This window comes from Xenorhabdus sp. PB62.4, from assembly GCF_014467285.1.
In the GTDB taxonomy this organism is placed as follows: Bacteria; Pseudomonadota; Gammaproteobacteria; order Enterobacterales; family Enterobacteriaceae; genus Xenorhabdus.
The window spans coordinates 36,338-57,944 of sequence record NZ_NKHR01000010.1 but is presented as its reverse complement, the minus strand read 5'-3'; the positions used below and the strand labels follow the sequence as shown (position 1 = coordinate 57,944).

At 51.0% G+C, this 21,607-nt stretch carries 2 protein-coding genes; both read right to left on the bottom strand.

Annotated elements, in window-relative coordinates; genetic code table 11:
* Positions 1 to 28: 28 nt before the first annotated feature.
* Positions 29 to 14,854, bottom strand: coding sequence for a non-ribosomal peptide synthetase (locus Xenpb_RS10515; RefSeq protein ID WP_255523102.1), 14,826 nt, complete (start codon positions 14,852 to 14,854; stop codon positions 29 to 31).
* 11 nt (positions 14,855 to 14,865) lie between these two features.
* Complete coding sequence (locus Xenpb_RS10510) at positions 14,866 to 21,603, bottom strand: non-ribosomal peptide synthetase (RefSeq protein ID WP_255523101.1); 6,738 nt, start codon at positions 21,601 to 21,603, stop codon at positions 14,866 to 14,868.
* Between the last annotated feature and the right edge of the window lie 4 nt (positions 21,604 to 21,607).

Below are 21,607 nucleotides of genomic sequence, written 5' to 3'. Positions count from 1 at the left end.
CGCCCTGAGTCAGGGCGGTTTGAATAAATCAGTGAGGTTTTCTCTTTCCGAATAAAAACGCGGAATTTGGGTTATTTGTGTAATCCAATGTCTGCCATAGCTGAGTCAGCCAGTGCTCAACCTGTGGTGTAGATAACATGGTCATATGATTTCCGGGAGCAAGCATCGTGTTCAGTTTAGCAACGTGAGTGCTCCATTGAGTTTCGCGGGTTTTCCTTTCATCGATATTCCCGTTCTCTGCACTGATCAGGTGAACAAGTCCCTCATAACGTGTACGGGGGATATAGCGGGCGTTCAGGTTAGCCTGCATAACGCGGATGACTCCCTGTAGCAGTGATATTGGCGTTTTGACTGGGAAAAGACCGGCTTTCACCAAGGCACTGTGTAGAAATTGGATCTGTTCATCCGGCGCCAGATGATCAAAATCTTGTCTGGTGAGCGGAAGGGGCTGGTTTAATATCATATCGTAGATATCAATCAACTCCATTATCGTTTCAATATAATTGGTTGACTTACGGGCGCTGCCTTGCTGGTCAGGCTCATCCGTATCGATAAGAATGAGATCGGAGACTTGTTCCCCCTCAGCCTGTAATTGTAAAGCCATTTCAAAGGCGATCCAGCCACCAAAAGAATGCCCTAGCAGGTGATAAGGGCCATGGGGTTGGGTTTCACGGATAACCTGAATATAGGCACGGGCAGCGCCTTCAACGCTGGTATAAGGATAATTATGTTCGACGGTAAAGCCACGTGCCTGTAAAGCGTATACCGGGAGTGGCTGTGGGAATGATAGTGCCAGTTCAAGCAAACTAGAAGGGCTGGCACCCGCGCCGGGCAAGCAGAATAGCGGCGATACCGATTTAGATCCCAGTTGAATGATAACGCGTGGATCGAAAGCAGGAACAGCCCGCACGTGTTCGGTGATTGAATCCGCTATCTGATTGAGTAAAGGAGGGTGCATAATAGAAAAATGCGTCCCACCGATCGTGTGAAGTTCTGAATTTTGGCCGGCAATATCGTGCCAACCCCGCCAAATATCCCCGTTGTTTAACTCATCTGCTGTATAGAGATGGATAGGTAAGGATGATTTCGGCGCGATATAATCTTGACCAAGCTGCGTAATCAGCTCCGCAGTATATAAACGAATGAGGACATCCTCTCGTGTGATATTAGTCGGTAGCCATTGGTGTGCAACGCAGTGATCAATTACCTGCTCCAATTTGTTCAGTTTGTGCAGCTCTTCCAATACCTGTTCGTCTTTGACGCTTTCGTGAGTACGCAGTGAGTCAATGATGAACTCAATTTGTCTTGCTTCCTTATCTACAGGCTGGTCAGTCATCATTGACAGTTCATTATTCCCTTCAGAGAAACCGTTATTGGCATGATGATAAGAATCAATCATACCGAGGAACTCTATCGTCTCTCCGTCATTCGTGAGTTGCTGAGCTATTTCATAGGCAATCAAACCACCAATTGACCATCCGGCCAGACGATAAGGCCCTTGCGGTTGAAGTCGACGGATTGCCTGAATGTGACTGGTCGCCAGTTCCTCAATCGACACAGGTGGGTGTTCAAGTGTGTGAATGCCAAGCGCCTGCAACGCATAAACGGGGAGTTCGGGTGGCAGTAAGGCCGCCAATGGGGAATAAACCAAAGGATCACCGGAAGTTTCATGCACCAGAAATAGAGGTAGCAAAGAACCTGCCGGGCTTAATGGTACGGGATTCGCATCAAATGGAGATACAGGTAGAGCAGCAAGGTGTTCACTGGCAGCCAGCGCCAGTGAGCACAACGTCGGGTGTGCGAACAAGGCGGTCAGCGGAACTTCCATGTCTTGTTCACGCATCCGATTCAATAGTTGTACAGCGAGCAATGAGTGACCGCCGAGCTCAAAGAAATGATCATAACGGCCGATTTGTTCCAGTCCCAATAAATCTTGCCAAATCTGAGCCAGAATTGTCTCAGTTTTACCAATCGGAGCGGCATAACCACGTACTACAATAGCGGACGAATCAGGGGCAGGGAGCGCCTGACGATCAAGTTTACCGTTGGATGTCAATGGGAAAGCCTCTAACGTTACAAAGGCGCTGGGTATCATGTACTCAGCGAGATGTTGGGTGAGTTGCTGGCGCAGTTCGGCCGGCACCAATTCAATACCTGTCTGAGGCAGCAAATAAGCGACCAGTCGTTTTTGCCCCCCTGTTTTTTCATAATCTATTTTCTCATAAAAAGCCTCTTCGCGGGCAATAACCACAGCTTCACGCACACCGTGACATTGTGCGAGCCGGGTTTCTATTTCACCGAGTTCAATTCGGAAGCCACGCAGTTTAACCTGAAAATCATTGCGGCCGAGATATTCGATATTACCGTCGGGTAGCCAACGGCCGAGATCGCCGGTCTTATACATGCGTGCATCCGGATCGGAGGAGAACGGACAGCTAAGGAAATGTTCCGCGGTCAGTTCAGGACGATTCAGGTAACCGCGGGCAACTCCCATGCCGGCGATGTGAATTTCTCCGGTCACACCAAAAGGAACGGGTTGTCCATATTCGTCAAGAACATAGATTTGGGTATTGGCAATTGGACGTCCGATCGGAATAGAGCGGGTAACATTCACGGGTGATGCAATGGTATAAGTTGCAGCAAACGTCGTGGTTTCTGTTGGACCGTATCCGTTAATGAGATGTGCGGGTTGTGACTCAGCCAACTGTACACGTTGGATTTTCTTTGGATCGAGAACATCACCGCCGATAAGCAGGTAGCGTAACTGTCCAAATAAAGGGGTGAGCACATCGAGATACTCGTTGAATAAGCCTGCGGTTAACCATAGGGCGGTCACTTTCCCCTTGATGAGTGAATCACAAAAACGCACCGGATCAAGCAGCACGGATTGTGAAACCACATGCAAACGCCCACCGTTTAACAGGGCTGACCAAATTTCCCAGGTCGATGCGTCAAAAGCAATATTGGCACAATGGGCAACGCAGTCATTCGCACCGATATCCGCATAAGCGTTATTGATAACCAGTCGATTGACACTGCGGTGCTCAACCATTACTCCTTTGGGTTGCCCTGTCGAGCCGGATGTGTAGATCACATACGCCAGATGGCGTGAGGTTAGCCCCAATTTTCGAGCTTCCGGATTGTGATCCGGTTGTGCTTCCAGAGAAATGTCTTGTATATCAAATAATAATGTAGGCACAGTGTCATGCAGTTTGTCGCTTTGTGCTGTCTGAGTCAGTAATACTACGGGAGCAGCATCTTCGAGCATATATACCAGCCGTTCAGTGGGATAGGCCGGATCAAGCGGGACATAAGCACCGCCCGCTTTGAGGATGCCGAGTAAACCCACAATCATTTCGGGGCTGCGTTCGAGACAAATGGCGACCCGATCATCCGGACACACACCCAACGCAATCAGATGATGGGCCAGACGATTGGCGCGCCGGTTAAGTTCGCCATAGCTAATGATTTGATCGCCAAACATCACCGCAATAGCGTCAGGGTGTTGTGCCGCCTGAGCTTCAAATAGCTGGTGGATCAAAGCATCTTGCGGAAAATGCGTTTGAGTGGCGTTGAAGTCTACCAACAATTGTTGCCGTTCTGATTTCGGTAGCATTGGTAACGTAGCAATGGCTTGCGTTTCGTCAGCCGCCATCGCTGCCAGTATATTTGTCAGATAATCAACCATACGCTCAACGGTAGTGGAGTCGAACAAATCAGCCGCATAAGCCAGCGCACCAGCCAAACCGGCCTCAGTTTCGGCTAATGATAATGTCAAATCAAAGTGGGTGCTATGGTGCATCTGTTCAAATGGTGTGAATTGTAGTTCCGGTAAAGCCAGTTCTTGAGCTGGCGTGTTATTTAAGGCCAGCATCACCTGAAAGACGGGGCTGTAACTGAGGCTGCGTTCAGGTTGTAATGCTTCCACTACCTGCTCAAAAGGCAGATCCTGATGGGCATAGGCCGCGAGCGCCCGCTCCCGGACCTGTGCAAGCACATCAGCCACACTGAGACCATCATGGAATTTGATGCGCAAGGCCAGTGTGTTGACAAAGAAACCCATTATTCCTTCAAGTTCATGATGTGGGCGATTGGCAACCGGCGTACCAATCACAATATCATCCTGTCCACTGAGCCGGGCAAGCACAATGCTCCATGCGCTCAGCACAGTCATAAACAAAGTAACATTATGGCGCTGTCCCAGTCCCTTAAGTGATGCCAATAGTGTGACATCAAGATGGAAGGAAACCTGACCGCCAACATAAGTTTGTACTGTTGGGCGAGGGCGATCAGTCGGCAGGGCCAGTAAAGCTGGTGCGCCCTCCAGTTGAGTACACCAGAAATCACGCTGTTCAGTGAGGGCCGTTCCCTGCAATTGTTCATGTTGCCAGACGGCATAGTCAGCATATTGAATGGACAATGGGGGTAAAGGATTATCGTGGTTATACAGGGCAGCGCGGTAGAAGATACCCAGTTCGCGTACTAATACACCAATAGACCAGCCGTCAGTGATAATGTGATGCAGGGTAAGCAGTAACACATGTTCTTCCTCTGCCAGTTGCAGCAGTTGACCGCGAATAAGCGGGCCCTGAGTAAAATCGAAGGGAGTTTGTGCCTCAAGGTCGGCGAGTTCAGTCACACGGCGGGTATGCAAGGCCGGATCGAGCTGACGCAGGTCATGGCAGGACAGGGCAAAGCCGGTATCAGCGGGATCGATATGCTGGCAGGGTTGACCTTCCACCAGCACAAAACGAGTCCGTAAGCTCTCATGGCGGGCAACCAGACGATCAAATGCCATGGTCAACGCCTGACGATTGAGCGAACCGATAAGGCGCAGTGCCGAAGGAAGATGGTAAGCCAGACTCGCCGCCGGATCGAGTTGTCCCAGAAACCACAAACGCTGTTGGGCAAAAGATAAAGGCAATGGTTGGCTCCGGTCAGCAACGGGGATAATGGCCTGAGTGGTTGCAGCCGCGTCAGTAATGGTCTGGGCCAAATCCATCAGGACAGGTTGGGCAAAGAGTTGTTGCAACGGCAACTTCCGGGCCAGCGCCTGACGTATACGTGCAACGAGCTGAACGGCCAGCAGGGAATGACCACCGAGTTCAAAGAAGTGGTCATGGCGTCCAACCCGTTCCAGTCCTAGCAATGTTTGCCAGATCTGCGCCAGAACGGTTTCTGTTTCACCGACAGGTGCTGCATAACCGCGCGTCACCATGGCAGATGAATCCGGGGCAGGAAGCGCTTTGCGGTCAAGTTTTCCATTGGGCGTCAATGGGAAAGCTTCAAGCATCATAAAAGCACTGGGCAGCATATATTCAGCGAGGTGCAGGGCAAGTTGCTGACGCAGTTCAGCGGGAACCAGTTCAACACCCGCCTGTGGGCGCAGATAAGCAACCAGACGTTTCTGATCCGGTTCATCTTCGCGGGCAAGAACAACCGCATCACGCACCCCGTAACACCGCATCAGTTGGGCCTCGATTTCACCCAACTCAATACGGAAACCGCGTATTTTGATCTGAAAGTCATTGCGGCCGAGGTATTCAATATTGCCATCAGCCAGCCAGCGGCCGAGGTCGCCGGTTTTGTACATGCGGGCATCGGGAGTTGCGGAGAACGGATCAATGAGGAAACGTTCGGCGGTCAGCTCAGGACGATTTAAGTAACCACGGGCAACCCCCGCGCCAGCGATATGGATTTCCCCTGTGACGCCAAGAGGCACAGGCTGACCATATTGGTCAAGAATATAGATTTGTACGTTGGCTATCGGGCGACCGATGGGAGGCAACATTGGCCAGTGCTCACTCTCCTTGTCCAATATATAGAAGGTCGCAACATGGCTTTCCGTTGGGCCATAGTGATTGTGTAACCGGCAGTTGCCAGCCCGTTGCAGAAAACGCTGAATGGCGGGTGTAATGCGTAATTGCTCACCAGCAGTAATAATATGCGTCAGGTTGTCAAAATCTCCCTCACTGTGATTGGCCGCTTCCGCAAGATGTTGGAGGGCGATGTAGGGGAGGAAAATACGATCAATTTGTTTTTGCTGAATCAACCGGAGGATCTGTTGAGGTTCCCGCCGCATGGCTTCATTAATCAGGATCAGGCAACCGCCTTCACACAGGGTCGTAAATATTTCCTGAAAAGCGACATCAAATCCCAGAGCGGCGAATTGCAGGGTTTTGCCGGTTCCGGTGGGATGTGAAGGAGCCTGACGGTGCCATTGCAGCAAGTTTGACAAGGCCGCCAGCGGCATTTCTACCCCTTTGGGTAAGCCGGTCGAGCCGGATGTGTAGATCACATAGGCCAAGTGGTGCGATGCCAGCCCCAATGCCTGTGTGTCCGGGTTATGGGTTGGCTGTTCGGACAGACAGACTTGGGGAACATCAAGTAACACAGTAGTGTGTCCGGCGGCAGGCACGGCATGGTTCAATGTCTCAACAAGCGTTGTCTGGGTAAGTAAAGCTACCGGTGCTGAATCCCTGAGCATATACGCCAGCCGTTCGGTCGGGTAAGCAGGGTCGAGCGGGACATAAGCCCCACCGGCCTTGAGAATGGCAAGTAACCCCACCACCATATCCAGACTGCGTTCAACACAAATCGCCACCCGTTCATCCGGGTGGACACCTAGTGCAATCAGGTGATGCGCCAAACGGTTAGCGCGGCGGTTGAGTTCGCCATAGCTCATAGTTTGATCATCAAACATCACGGCTGTTGCATCAGGCTGCCGGTCGGCCTGAGTTTCAAACAGTGAGTGAACTAAGGTGTTTTGCGGACTGTCGGTCTGCGTGGCATTGAAATTCACCAACAATTGTTGTTTTTCCGATTCAGGCAGCATCGGCAGAGCCGCAATCGCCTTCGTCTCATCTGAAACCATCGCAGTCAGTATATTTGTCAGATAGCCAGTCATACGTTCGGCGGTTGTGAAATCGAACAGGTCAGCGGCATAAGCCAGAATACCAACCAAACCAGACTCGGTTTCAGTCAGTGATAACGTTAAATCAAAATAGGCGCCATGATGTGCCTGCTCAATGGATGCAAGCTGTAAACCGGGTAATACCAGCTTCTGGGCTGGCGTGTTATTTAAAGTCAGCATCACTTGGAAGATTGGACTGTAACTGAGGCTGCGCTCAGGTTGTAATGCTTCCACTACCTGCTCAAAAGGCAGATCCTGATGGGCATAGGCAGCGAGTGCCTGTTCCCGGACCAGTGCAAGCAAGTCAGCAACGCTGAGTTCATGTTTGAACCTGACACGCAAAGCCAGCGTATTGACAAAGAACCCGATCAATCCTTCAAGTTCATTATGTGGACGGTTGGCAACGGGTGTGCCAATCACAATATCATCCTGACCACTGAGTCGGGCAAGCACGATGCTCCATGCGCTCAGCACCGTCATAAACAAAGTGGCGTTATGGCGCTGTCCCAGTCTTTTAAGCGATGCCAATAATGTGGCATCAAGATGGAAGGAAACCTGACCGCCAACATAAGTTTGTACCGATGGACGTGGGCGATCAGTCGGCAGTGCCAGTAAAGCCGGAATACCCTCAAGTTGAGTACACCAGAAATTACGTTGTGCAGTCAGTGTAGCTTCTTGCCGCCAGCCACGTTGCCAGACGGCATAATCAACGTATTGGATGGGCAGCGGTGGTAAGGGATCATCATGACCATCAAGGGCCGCGCGGTAGAAAGCCCCCAGTTCGCGCACCAGTACACCAATAGACCAGCCGTCAGTGATGATGTGATGCAGGGTAAGCAATAACACATGCTCTTCATCTGTCAGTTGCAGCAGTTGACCGCGAATAAGCGGGCCCTGAACAAAATCGAAGGGGGTTCGGGCTTCGATATCGACAAGTTCAGCGACACGGTTGGCGTGCAAATCGGGATCAATCTGGCGCAGGTCATGGCAGGACAGGGCAAAGCCGGTATCAGCAGGATCGATGTGTTGGCAGGGTTGCCCTTCAACCGACACAAAACGAGTACGCAAACCTTCATGACGGGCAATCAGACGATCAAGGGCAGTAGCCAAAGCATGACGATCAAGCGAACCGGTAAGGCGCAGTGCCGCAGGGATGTGATAGGCCAGACTTGCCGCCGGATCGAGTTGCCCCAGAAACCACAAACGCTGTTGGGCAAATGACAGAGGCAACGGCTGGCTGCGATCAGCTATGGGGATAATGGCTTGTGTCGTTGTGGCAGCCTCAGAAATTGTATGAGCCAACGCCATCAGTATCGGTCGGGAAAAGATCGTCTGTAATGGTAACTCTCGTGCCAGCGCCTGACGAATGCGTGCGACAAGCTGGACCGCCAGCAAGGAATGACCGCCGAGTTCGAAGAAATGGTCATTACGGCCAATTGACTCCAGCCCCAATAAGTCTTGCCAGATTTGCGCCAAAGTGGTTTCTGTTTCACCGACTGGCGCAGCATAGCTGCGTGTTACCACGGAAGATGAATCCGGTTCAGGGAGTGCCTTACGATCAAGTTTACCATTGGGTGTCAATGGGAAAGCTTCAAGCATCATAAAAGCACTGGGTAGCATATATTCAGCGAGGTGCAGGGCAAGTTGCTGACGCAGTTCAGCGGGAACCAGTTCAACACCATCCTGTGGACGCAGATAGGCAACCAACCGCTGCTGATTCGGTTCACTTTCGTGGTCAACAACTTCTTCGTGGTCAACAACTTCTTCGTGGTCAACAACTTCTTCGCGGACAACAACGACGGCTTCGCGTACTCCGTGGCACTGCATGAGTCGGGCCTCGATTTCACCTAACTCAATCCGGAAACCGCGCAGTTTGACCTGAAAATCATTGCGACCGAGATATTCGATATTGCCATCAGGCAACCAGCGGCCGAGATCGCCGGTTTTGTACATGCGGGCGTTTGGATTTGCAGAGAAAGGATCGTTAAAGAAACGTTCAGCGGTCAGTTCAGGGCGATTCAGGTAGCCACGGGCAACCCCTGCACCAGCAATATAGATTTCCCCTGTTACGCCAAAAGGAACAAGCTGACCGTGAGTATCGAGAATATAGCTTTGGGTATTGGCGATGGGACGGCCAATCACCGAAGCTTCGGGTATGCCGGGCGTCGCGCTGTATTCATACCACGTAGCATCACCATTAATTTCAGACGAACCATAAAAATTCAGCAACCGAAGCCAAGGGTATTCTGCCACTACCTGCCGCGCCAGTTCAGGGGCAAGTCGTTCTCCGCTGCAAATCAATGTCCTGATTGATTTCAGGTAATGACCATTGTCATTACGATTCTGTATCAAGAGCTTCAATAGTGAAGGTACTACCACCAAAAGGTTAACGTTAAAGCGTTGCAAACCTTCACAGAAGCGAACAGGATCTTTCACTTCATGGTTGTTGAAAACCACCAGCTTACCGCCGGCCAGCAATGTCCCCAGTGTTTCTGTGATCGAATCGACAAAACTGATGCTGGTTTTCAGCGCTGCGATCAATGGGGATGTTGCGATATCACGCACGAACCACAACAACCGGTTACCCAAAGCCCGGTGGCTACTCATCACGCCTTTGGGGATGCCTGTTGAACCAGAAGTGTAAACAACATAGGCCAGATGGTGAACTGTCAGATCCGGCACTTCTGGGTTGTGTTCCGGCTGTGTTTCCATAAACGGTTCTTGGGTATCGAGCATGACGATGGGTATAGAACCTGTAGACTCAGAGCCAATCAAGGTGTTCAAACCAATCAAGGTGTTCAAACCAATAAAAGTGTTCAGGCACACCGTTTGTTGAATTGCTTGTTGGGTCAGCACTACCACTGGTGCGGAATCCTCAAGCATATAAGCCAGCCGTTCAGCCGGATAAGCCGGATCAAGCGGCACATAAGCACCGCCAGCCTTGAGAATGCCAAGCAATCCCACCACCATCTCCAGACTGCGTTCGACACATATCGCTACCCGATCGTCCGGTCTTACACCCAATGCAATTAAATGATGTGCTAAACGGTTGGCACGGCGATTCAGCTCTTCATAGCTGAGTAATTGTTCGCCATACACCATTGCAATCTCAGTGGGATGACGTGCTGCTTCAATTTCAAATAATTGGTGGACCAAAACATCTTGTGGGAAGTCTGCCTGAGTAGCGTTGAAATCCACCAATAGTTGTTGTCGCTCTGAAGCCGGCAGAACCGGCACTTGCAGAATGGGTTGTTGTGGATCATGGGTTAAGGCATCAATCAGTCCACTGATGGCAGTGGTTAGATATTGAATCATGCGGGCAGGGTCGATTCCGGGCACAGTCTGAGCCATCAGATGGAAACCCAATCCCAGATCATCCACTGACAGGGTGACGGGATAGTTGGTTCGTTCCTCAGCAGCCAGAATACGCATCCCTGTCCACGTCGTGTTAACGGCATCTGCTTCGCTGGTCTGACTGTGGCGATAATTCAGCAAGGCGCTGAAAAGCGGCATGGGTTGTGCCACGCCACTGCATCGTTGGGCCAGCGCCAACGGTGCCTGCTCATGTTCCAGCAATGTTGTCAGATTGCGGTAAGTGGCTTGTATGACTTCCCGAACACTGCGTCCTGTCAGGGAAATCCGCATCGGCAGAGTATTGATGAACATGCCCAGTATTCGTTTGATTCCTGAAATTCCCTGTAGACGGCCCAATAATACCGAACCAAAGACCACATCGTCGTGACCGCTGGTATGTGCCAATACCTGTGCCCAGGCGACATGGAACAGTACGCCGGAGCTGACGCCCAGACGACGGGCCTGCGCGCGAATATTCTTCGCCAAAGCGGGATCGAGTGGGAGGCGGGATTCGTTGATGGTGCTGCTGTCACTGTGTACTTTGAGTATCCCGAATGGGGCTGTCGGCTCAACAACATCAGCAAGTTGGGCGCGGAAATAGTCTTCATGCACCGTGGTTGGCACACTTAACGTCTGGGCGATAAAGTTGCGGTAAGGCAGTGCCGCGGGCAGCATTTCGGTATTTCCCTGCAACACCTGAGCAATTTCAGCGAAGATCAGCTCTAATGTCACATGGTCGCTAACCAGATGGTGAAAACGTAAGGACAACAGCCATTCACTTTGTACCGGATCGTGGGCTATATCCACAGCAAACAGTGGGGCGCGGCTCAGATCAAGACGATTCCTGCGAGGATCGGTATGAGCACGTAATTGCGACGGAACGTCGTCCGCTGTAATCGGAGTAAAGACCTTGATACACAACGGAGCATGACGCCAGACCACCTGAACAGGTTGGGCCAGCTCTTGCCAATAAGCAGAAGTACGCAGAATATCATGGCGGTCAATGATTTGTTGCAACGCGCCTAAAAAGGCATCGAGACGTTCACGGGTATCAAAGGCCAGCAGGCTTTGCAGCAGATAATCATCACCTTGTGTCTGCAATAAGTGATGGAACAAAATTCCTTCCTGCAACGGTGCCAGCGGATAGATGTCCTGTATATTGCTTACCCCGTCGGGAATCGTTTCAACAATGGCATTGATTTCAGCCTGAGACAGCGAAACCAGCGGCAACATATCAGGTGTGATGGCTGTACAATCTTCACGGATAAGATTAGCTGGCACCACGAAAGCAGAAGTATTGTTCTGATATGCGAGAACAGCTTGCGCCAGTTCACTCAGGACAGGCGTGGCGAAGACACTGCGCACGTCAAGCCGCCAACCGAGGTTGTGCAGTTGTTCAATCAGGCTGACGATCATCAGCGAGTGACCACCGAGTTCGAAGAAATGGTCATGACGACTGACTTGCTCCAGTCCTAGCAAATCTTGCCAGATCCGGGCCAACGCAATTTCTGCCTCTCCGATCGGTGCTTCATAGCCACGTGCCACCACGGCAGATAAATCGGGTGCAGGAAGTGCCTGACGGTCGAGTTTGCCGTTGGGGGTCAATGGAAAAACGTCGAGAACCATAAAAGCACTGGGCAGCATATACTCAGCAAGATGCTGAGTAAGTTGCCGGCGTAATTCCGCAGGAACTAATTCAATACCATCCTGAGCCAGCAGGTAAGCAACCAATCGCTTCTGACCGACTGTTTTTTCAGCAGAGATATCTTCGCGGGCAACAACGACGGCTTCGCGCACACCATGACACTGCATTAGCTGTGCTTCGATTTCACCCAATTCAATTCGGAAACCCCGTAATTTAACCTGAAAATCATTACGACCGAGATATTCAATATTGCCACTGGGCAGCCAGCGTCCGAGGTCGCCGGTTTTGTACATGCGTGCATTCGGGGCAGAGGAGAACGGATCAATGAGGAAGCGTTCAGCGGTCAGTTCAGGACGATTTAAGTAACCCCGGGCGACACCAGCACCAGCGATATGAATTTCACCGGTCACACCAAGAGGAACGGGCTGACCATAAGTGTCGAGGATATAGATCTGCGTATTAGCGATTGGACGCCCGATATGAGAGACAAAACCGGTTGCCCGATTCATGCGCATCCATGTTGAATAAGTTGTTGTTTCAGATGGGCCATACAGATTGCACACGTTCTGTACGGAAGAACGGGCAAACAAATGCTCAACAATATGCGGTTTCAGGGCTTCTCCTGCCAAATTGATGGTTTTGGTTACAGCAGGGATCGCATTGGCATCAATCAAATGTGCAATAGCTGACGGCACGGTGTTGATTAGGCTGATTAACTGCTTTGTAGTGGATGGTTTTGTAGTGGATAGCTTTGTTGCTGTCAACTCTGTGGTGATTAATGACAGTGCATCGGAAACAATATGAACCGTGCCACCAGAAATGAGGGGCGCAAGGCATTCATATACCGCCAGATCAAAATTAAGTGACGTAGCAAAAAGGGTATTAGCCAATTCTTCAGGGCTGAATGTTTGTTGTGCCCAGGTCAGTAAATTCACGGTATTGCGGTGAGCAATGGCGACCCCTTTTGGCCGTCCGGTGGAGCCGGAGGTGTAGATCACATAGGCCAAGTGATGCGATGTCAGTCCCAATGTTTGACTATTTGGATTGTCTGCCGATGGCCCCTGAATGAACGGTTCTTGGTTATCAATGAATACCGTGGGTACGGGGCGGGTTAGTTTGTCTGCGAGTGTTGTTTGCGTCAGTATCACCACCGGAGCCGCATCTTCAAGCATATACACCAGTCGTTCAGCCGGATAAGCGGGATCAAGGGGAACATAGGCACCACCAGATTTGAGAATAGCCAGCAAGCCTACCACCATTTCCAGATTACGCTCGGCACAAATCGCTACCCGATCATCCGGGCGCACACCTTGTGCAATCAAATGATGAGCCAGATAATTAGCACGCTGATTCAGTTCGACATAACTGAGTGACTGCTCTCCGCATACTACGGCGGTGGCATTGGGCGTAAGCGCAGCTTGTGCCTCGAAGAGTTGATGAATCAGGGCATCCTGTGGGAAATCTGCCTGAGTGTTGTTGAACTCTACCAGCAGTTGTTGTCGTTCCGAAGCCGGCAATAACGACAGGTGAGCAATGGTTTGTGTGGCATCCGTTGTCATTGCGATCAGCACTTGTTTCAAATAGCCGACCATGCGTTCAACAGTGGCAGAATCGAATAAATCAACGGCGTATTCCAGTTCACCGAGCAGGCCAACCTCAGTTTCGGTCAGCGACAGCGTCAAATCAAAGTGGGTACTGTAGCGTATTTGTTCTGCGGGCGCGAGTTGCAGGCCGGATAGCGTTAGCGTTTTGGCGGGTGTGTTGTTTAAGGCCAGCATGACCTGAAAAACCGGGCTGTGGCTGAGGCTACGTTCGGGTTGCAATGCTTCCACCACTTGCTCGAAGGGCAAATCCTGATGAGCATAAGCGGCAAGTGCCCGCTCGCGGACTTGCGTAAGCAAGTCGGCAACACTGGCGGTATCATTCAATGTGACACGCAAGGCCAGCGTATTGACAAAGAAACCAATCAACCCTTCAAGTTCGTGATTCGGGCGGTTAGCGATCGGTGTACCAATAACAATATCGTCCTGACCGCTGAGCCGGGCAAGTACGATGCTCCAGGCCGCCAGTATGGTCATAAACAAGGTCGTGTGATGGCGTTGCCCGAATGATTTAAGTGATTCCAGCAAGGGTGCATCGAACTGAACGGATACTTGATCCGCGGTATAAGTCTGTATGGCCGGGCGTGGCCGATCAGTCGGCAGATCCAACAAGGTGGGTGCACCTTTGAGTTGTGCACACCAGAAATCACGTTGTTGAGCAAGGATCTCGCCTTGTAGCCAGTCACGTTGCCAGACGGCATAATCGGCATACTGAATGGGCAGGGGGGGAAACGGGTCATCCTGATTGTCGAGAGCCGCACGATAGAGACTTCCCAGTTCGTGCACCAGCACACCAATAGACCAGCCATCAGAAATAATATGATGCTGCGTGATCAGTAAGACATGTTCTTCATCCGCCAGTTGCCGCAAATGCCCGCGGATCAGCGGGCCTTGAGTCAGGTTGAAAGATCGCTGTGCTTCAAAAGCTGTCAGTTCGGCAAGGCGATGAGTCTGTGTTTCTGAATCCAATGAGCGCAGGTCTTGATAAGATAGCGCAAAGCCGGCACCGGTAGGATCAATGTGCTGGCAGGGCTGTCCCCCGATAAGCACAAAACGGGTACGGAGAATTTCGTGGCGGGCAATCAAACGGTTGAGCGCGTTAGACAGGGCGTAATGATGAAGTTGCCCCGTCAGACGCAACGCAACAGGGATATGATAGGCCAGACCAGTGGCCGGATCGAGTTGGTTAAGGAACCACAGACGCTGCTGGGCGAAGGACAATGGCAAAGGAAGATCACGGGCAACTTGCCTGATTGGCGGCCGTTTCTGATACTTCTGAGTTTGTAATTGTTCTTTAATTTTCTTTTTTAAAACGGCACGTTTCAGATTATCGAGATTCATGTTAGTCCTTATCATTGGTTACTGTCTCCACCTAACACCGCCATCAGTTCTTCTGTTGACATTAAATCCAGCGTGTTCTGGAGTGATTCAATGTCGTTTTTCCCTATAGCATCCATTTGAGCTGTAAAGATAATTTCGGCCTGTTCCGCCAATTTGGGGGAAAGAAATAACGAAGAAATAGGGATATCAACCAGAAATTCGTCTTGTATGCGTGTTGCCAGTTGCACGATCATCAGTGAGTGGCCGCCGAGTTCAAAAAAGTTATCGTGGCGTCCCACGCGTTCCAATCCCAACAGGTTTTGCCAAATCTGAGCCAGAATGATCTCTTCTTCCTCATTCGGTTCTTCATACTCGTGGGTTGCGATGGCAGATAAATCGGGGAGAGGAAACGCCTGGCGGTCAAATTTGCCATTGGGTGTCAGCGGAAAAGCGTCGAGTGTTACAAAAGCACTGGGGAGCATATAGTCTGCAAGATGCAGGGCGAGCTGCTGGCGCAGTTCAGCCGGAACCAGTTCAACACCATCCTGAGGCATCACATAAGCAATTAAGCGTTTCTGGCTCGCTTCATCTTCACGCATCAAAATCACTTCACGCATCAAAACTACTTCACGCATCAAAACTACCGCATCGCGCACGCCGTGACATTGTCTGAGCTGAGTTTCAATTTCACCCGGTTCAATCCGGAAACCACGTAGTTTGACCTGAAAATCATTGCGGCCGATATATTCGATGTTACCGTCAGACAGCCAGCGTCCGAGGTCACCTGTTTTATACATGCGGGCATCTGGCTCCGAAGAGAACGGATCGGTCAGAAAACGCTCTGTGGTCAGTTCAGGGCGGTTCAGATAACCACGGGCAACCCCCATGCCGGCGATATGAATTTCACCCGTCACACCAAGGGGAACGGGCTGACTATGTTCGTCGAGAATATAAATCTGGGTATTGGAAATAGGCCGGCCGATGGGTAGCGGGCGGGTAACATCAATGAGTGACGGAATCGCATAGGCTGTGGCAAACGTAGTGGTTTCTGTTGGGCCATATCCATTAATCAAACAGGCGGGCGGCGATTCAGCTAATTGTACCTGTTGTATTTTTTTGGGATCGAGTACATCACCGCCGACGAGCAGGTAACGCAATTGTCCGAACAGAGGCTTGAGCACATCAAGGTATTTATCAAACAAGCCCGTCGTCAACCAGAGCGCAGTAACTTGTCCCTTGATCAGGGAATCACAGAAACGTACCGGATCGAGCAACACGGATTGGGGGATAATATGCAGACGCGCGCCATTGAGCAAGGCGGACCAGATTTCCCAGGTTGATGCGTCAAAAGCAATATTGGCACTATGGGTAACACAATCGTCAGGGCCAATATCAGCAAAACCACTGTTGATGATGAGGCGAAGCACATTGCGGTGTTCGACCATCACACCTTTAGGCAATCCGGTGGAGCCTGATGTGTAAATCACATAGGCCAAATGGCGTGACGTCAGCCCTTGTGCCTGAATATCCGGGTTGTGAGTTGGCTGAGTTTCGGGGTTATCAAATTCATCACTGAGTAAATTATCCAGCAGGATCGTAGGTAAAGGACTGGTCAGTTTGTCAACCCATGCGGTTTGAGTCAGTAAGGCGATGGGAGCCACATCCTCAAAGATATAGGCCAGCCGTTCGGCCGGAAAAGTCGGATCGAGCGGCACATAAGCCCCCCCCGCCTTAAGGATAGCGAGTAAACCCACAATAAGTTGCGGGCTGCGTTCGGCACAGATCGCAACGCGATCGTCAGGACGTACCCCAAGCGCAATCAAATGATGTGCCAGACGATTGGCACGTTGGTTCAGTTCGTCATAGCTGAGTGTCCGGCCTTCGCAGACCACGGCGGTGGCATGGGGGCGCTGTAATACCTGAGCTTCAAAAAGCGAGTGGATGAGCGCATCTTGCAGGAAGTCTCTCTGAGTGGCGTTGAAATCTACCAGCAATTGTTGCCGTTCTGTCTCTGGCAGGATCGGAATATTCAGAATCGATAGTTGCGGGTCATGAACCAAAGCATTAACCAGGCCCCTAATCGCGGTCAGCAGATAATGGGTGACACGGGTCGGATCGATACTGGCTACCGTTTGGGTGCTTAAATGAAAACCAACACCCAAATCATCCACCGACAGCGTAATCGGATAGTTGGTCCGTTCCTTGGTTGCAATGACGCGCATACCTGACCAAGTCGCGTTAACCGCATTTTCTTCGTTGATTTGAGAATGACGGTAATTGAGCAGGGTACTGAACAACGGCATGGGTTGCTCTACGCCACTACAACTTTGTGCCAGTGTCAATGGTGCCTGTTCATGTTCCAGCAGTGCCATCAAATTATGATAGGTACTTTGTACTACAGCCTGTACGTTGCGGCCAGCAAGGGATACGCGTATTGGCAAGGTATTGATAAACATGCCTAATATTTGATTGGCCCCTGCGCCACCTTGTAAACGTCCTAGCAGCACGGAACCAAAAACGACATCATCACGCCCGCTGGTTTGTGCCAGCACTTGTGCCCAGGCAACATGGAACAGGACACTCGGGCTGACTTTCAGACGCCGGGCCTGAGCGCGAATGGATTCTGCCAATTTCGGATCGAGAGGAAGATGCGCTTCGGTAATAGATTTGTCGTCGGCCGTTATCTCGTTGTTCAGTGCTTGATTGTTCGGTATTGAGAGCACACCAAACGGTGCCGTCGGCGCGTCAATATCGGCAAGCTGTGCACGGAAATAAGCTTCATGCTCTGCCGCTGACTCACTCAGGATCTGGGCAATAAAATTGCGATAGGGTAACGCTGTGGGCAACGTGTCTGTATGCCCCTGCAATATGAGCGCAATTTCAGCAAAAATTAACTCCAGTGTCATGTGATCGCTGACCAGATGATGAAAACGCAAGGCCAACAACCATTCATCCTGCACTGAGTCATAAGCAATATCAGCCGCAAACAGTGGTGCCCGGTTCAGATTAATACGATGCCGGCGTGGATCGGTGTGAGCCCGTAGCTGCGCAGGAATATCGTGCTCTGTAGCAGGCATAAAGACCTCAATGTCCAGCGGCGCCTGACGCCAGACCGCCTGAACGGGCTGTGCCAATCCTTGCCAGTAAACCGCGGTGCGCAGAATATCGTGGCGGTTGATAACCTGCTGCAAGGCGGCTAAAAAGGCATCAAGACGTTCACGACTATCGAAAGCCAGTAAGCTTTGCAACAAATAAGTATCGCCTTGTGCCTGCATCAAATAGTGAAACAGAATACCTTCCTGCAACGGTGCCAGCGGATAAATATCCTGCACATTACCGGCTCCGCCGGGAATGGTTTCGATGATGGCATCAATCTGGGGTTGAGACAGCGCAACCAATGGCAACATATCAGGAACGATCGCAGTACAACCCTCTGGAATGCGGTTAGGTGGCACAATAAAAGTGTCAGCGTCACGCTGGATAGTCAGTGCCATATCGGCAAGGACAGGCGTGGAGAACACATTACGGACATCAAGTTGCCAGCCAATGTTACGCAATTCCTCGATCAGATCGACGATCATTAATGAATGACCGCCGAGTTCAAAGAAATGGTCGTAACGGCCAACCTGTTCAAGCCCCAATAAATGTTGCCAGATCTGCGCCAGAGCGATTTCTGTTTCACCCATCGGAGATTCATAATTGCGGACTATGAAAGCGGACGCATCAGGAGCGGGAAGAGCGTCACGATCGGTTTTACCGTTAGGAGTCAGAGGGAAAGATTCAAGTATTATAAAAGCACTGGGCAGCATGTATTCAGCGAGATGTTGGGCAAGCTGCTGGCGCAGTTCAGCGGGAACCAGTTCAACCCCTGTCTGGGGCTGTACATAGGCAACCAGACGTTTTTGTCCCTCCGTTTGTTTATCACCTGTTTGTTCATTACCTGTTTGTTCATGAGAAATATCTTCACGAGCGAGAACCACCGCTTTTTGCACGCCACGGCATTGAATGAGCTGAGTTTCAATTTCGCCGAGTTCAATGCGGAAGCCACGTAGCTTGATCTGAAAGTCATTGCGACCGATATATTCGAGATTACCGTCGGGCAGCCAGCGGCCCAGATCACCGGTCTTGTACATGCGCGCATCCGGATCGGAAGAGAACGGATCAGTTAGAAAGCGCTCGGCAGTAAGTTCAGGGCGGTTCAGATAACCCCGGGCAACACCCGCGCCAGCGACATAAATCTCACCCGTCACGCCAAGGGGAACGGGCTGACCATGGGGATCCAGGACATAGATCTGAGTATTAGCGATCGGCTGGCCGATGGGGATTTTTCTTTCATCTTCTTCTATAAGGGGAATTTCATAGGTAGTGGCAAACGTGGTTGTCTCCGTCGGGCCATACATATGCAGTAAGTGTTTTGGTGGATGTTCAGCCCTGAGGCGAATGGCTGGACGGGTATCAGTCTGTTCACCACCGAAAAAGACATAACGTAAACCCGACAATGATGGCGCAATCAAATTCGCATATTGGTTAAACAGTGCCGTGGTAAGGAATAGCACACTGACACCTTCTGATGACAAATACTGACCAAAGTGAGTTGGCTGTAGTAAAGTTTTCTCTGGGATCAACAGAATTCGGGCGCCATGGGCTAAACCAGACCACACTTCCCAGACCGCCGCATCGAATGAAATATTGGCACAATGGGCAATACAGTCATCTGGCCTGATATCGGCAAAACCATTATTGATAATCAGGCGAAGGACATTGCGATGCTCAACTATAACCCCTTTGGGCAATCCCGTTGAACCGGAGGTGTAAATGATATATGCCCTATGGCGCGATGTCAGACCTAATGCCTGAGCATCCGGGTTGTGAACAGAGTCTGTTGTCGGAGACGCAAAAAGAACGGCATCTAAAAGAACAGTGGGCACAGAGTTGCCTAGCTTACTGGCCCATTCAGTCTGGGTCAGTAAAGCCACGGGGGCTGCATCCTCAAGCATATAGGCCAGCCGCTCGGCGGGATAGTTGGGATCGAGCGGCACATAGGCTCCGCCGGCTTTAAGGATGGCAAGCAGGCCCACCACCAACACCAGACTGCGCTCAGCACAGATTGCCACCGGATCATCAGGACGCACGCCCAACGCAATCAGATGATGAGCCAGGCGATTGGCGTGGCGGTTCAGTTCGTCATAGCTCAGCGTCTGACCTTCGCAGACCACCGCCGTGGCATGGGGACGCTTTACTACCTGATCCTCAACGAGCTGGTGGATCAGCATATTTTGCGGAAAATCCGCCTGAGTGGCATTGAAATCAACCAGCAGTTGTTGTCGTTCTGAGGCTGGCAACATTGGCAGAGTGGTAACGTTTTGTGTCTCATCAACGGCCATTGCCGTTAACACATTCGTCAAATAGCCGATCATGCGCTCAACGGTGGTAAAATCGAACAAATCAGCAGCATATTCCAGATCACCGACTAAGCCAGTCTCGGTTTCGTTCAGTGATAACGTTAAATCAAAATGTGCTCCACGACGTTCCTGTTCAATCGGTGTGAGTTGCAAACCCGGTAATGTCAACGCTTGGCTTGGCGTATTATTTAACGCCAGCATCACCTGAAAGACGGGGCTATAACTGAGGCTGCGTTCAGGCTGTAGCGTTTCCACTACCTGCTCAAAAGGCAGATCCTGATTGGCATAGGCAGCAAGCGCCCGCGCCCGAACTTGTGCAAGCAGCTCTGCCACACTGATGTCGTTATTTAATGTGACACGCAAGGCCAGCGTATTGACAAAGAAACCAATCAATCCCTCAAGTTCATGATGAGGTCGGTTAGCGACTGGCGTACCAATAACAATATCATCCTGACCACTTAGCCGGGCAAGTACGATACTCCAGGCGGTCAGCACGGTCATGAACAAGGTAGAGTTATGGCGCTGCCCAAGTCCCTTAAGTGATGCCAACAAAGTGCTGTCAAGATGAAAGGAGACTTTGCCGCCGATATAGGTCTGTACTGCCGGGCGTGGGCGGTCAGTGGGAAGCGTTAATAAAGCCGGAACACCCTTGAGTTGATCACACCAGAAATCACGCTGTTCAGTGAGGGCCGTTCCCTGCAATTGTTCATGCTGCCAGACAGCATAGTCAGCATACTGAATAGGCAACGAGGGTAAGGAAGCTTCGTGGCCTTCAAGAGCGGCACGGTAGAAGGCGCCCAGTTCCTGCACCAGAATACCGATGGACCAGCCATCCGTAATAATGTGATGCAGGGTGAGTAATAATACATGCTCTTCGTCTGTCAATTGCAGTAGTTGACCGCGGATAAGCGGGCCCTGAGTAAAGTCAAAGGGAGTCTGAGCCTCAATATCAATGAGTTCGGTAACATGGTCAGTATGCAAGGCCGGGTCTGACTGACGCAGGTCATGGCAAGACAGGGCAAAGCCGGTATCGGCCGGATCGATATGCTGGCAGGGCTGGCCTTCGACCAGTACAAAACGAGTACGCAGGCTCTCATGGCGGGTAATCAGGTGGTCGAGTGATGTGACCAGCGCATGGCGGTCGAGTTGACCGCTGAGGCGCAATATCACTGGCAGATGATAGGCCAGACTGGCCGCCGGATCGAGTTGACTGAGAAACCATAACCGTTGTTGTGCAAAGGATAACGGTAATGGTTGATTTCGATCCGCTTGTTCTATCAATGACTGTTGCTGCTGATTTCCACGGGCTTTCAATTGTTCTTCGAGTCTTTTCTCCAGAACAGCACGTTTCAAGTCATCGAGATTCATATTA